Genomic DNA, 1,190 nt, shown 5'->3' on the forward strand with positions numbered 1-1,190 from the left:
AAATTCCTTTTCCCCCAACAGCCAAAACCCAAACACAGGTTTTCGGCTGTTTTTCGCCCCCAATCACTCCTAATTTTACCCAAATACCCCCTTAATCCTCCCCGGATACCTCATACATAAGGCATCCGGGCCGCCTTTTAGGCGGCAACAGGCACACTTAGCCTGTTAGCCGCTTTCAACAGGTTCAAACACATCGCCTTCAGATGACTTTGCGCACTCACTTTACACAGACCAAAATAGGCTGCCCGGGCGTAGCGGAATTTACGGTGCAGCGTACCGAAGCTTTGTTCGACCACATAACGGGTCTTCGATAAATATCGGTTGCGTTTGGTTTGCGCTTCCGTCAGCGGACGGTTGCAGTGGGCTTTGCGCATAATGCCGTCTAACAACTGATGCTCTTTCAGATGTTGCCGGTTTTCCTTACTGTCGTAGCCTTTGTCGGCATAGACGGTCGTACCTTCGGCAATGCCTTCCAACAAAGGGGACAGATGGTTGCACTCATGGGTATTGGCAGGAGTGATGTGCAGTTTCTCGATATAGCCTTCCTCATCGGTACGGGTATGTTGTTTGTAACCGAGTTTGTAGAGGCCGTTTTTCTTTGTCCAGCGGGCATCTTTGTCCTTACTCGGTGTGGTTTGGCCGCTGACTTGTCCTTCCTCGTCGACTTCTATGGCCTGACGCTGTTTGCTGCCGGCAGTCTGAATAATGGTGGCGTCAACGACGGCGGCGGATGCTTTCTCTACTTTTAGGTTTTTTTCGGCCAGTTGTCGGTTAATCAGTTTGAGCAATTCGGACAAGGTGTCGTCTTGCGCCAGCCAGTTGCGGTAACGGCATAAGGTGCTGTAATCGGGGATGCTCAGTTCGTCAAAACGGCAAAACAGGTTGAAATCGATGCGGGTGATGAGACTGTGTTCGAGTTCGGGATCGGAGAGGCTGTGCCATTGTCCGAGCAGGACGGCTTTGAACATGGACAACAGGGGATAGGCGGGACGGCCGCGGTGGTCTCTAAGGTAACGGGTTCTTTGACGGTTCAGGTATTGTTCGATCGGTTGCCAATCAATCACCTGATCCAACTTCAATAGTGGGAAGCGGTCGATGTGTTTGGCGATCATGGCTTGTGCGGTTTGCTGGAAGAAGGTGCTCATGAGAAATCCCCTAAATGTCTTGATGGAAATTTAGGGGATTTTGGG

General features: G+C 51.0%; 1 protein-coding gene. It reads right to left on the minus strand.

What is annotated here, in order from left to right; genetic code table 11:
- Positions 1 to 137: 137 nt before the first annotated feature.
- Positions 138 to 1,145, minus strand: a complete 1,008-nt coding sequence (locus HMPREF1028_RS12845) for an IS5 family transposase (RefSeq protein ID WP_009313196.1) — start codon at positions 1,143 to 1,145, stop codon at positions 138 to 140.
- Positions 1,146 to 1,190: the final 45 nt, after the last annotated feature.

Origin of the sequence: Neisseria sp. GT4A_CT1 (genome assembly GCF_000227275.1) — a bacterium.
Lineage (GTDB): Bacteria > Pseudomonadota > Gammaproteobacteria > Burkholderiales > Neisseriaceae > Neisseria.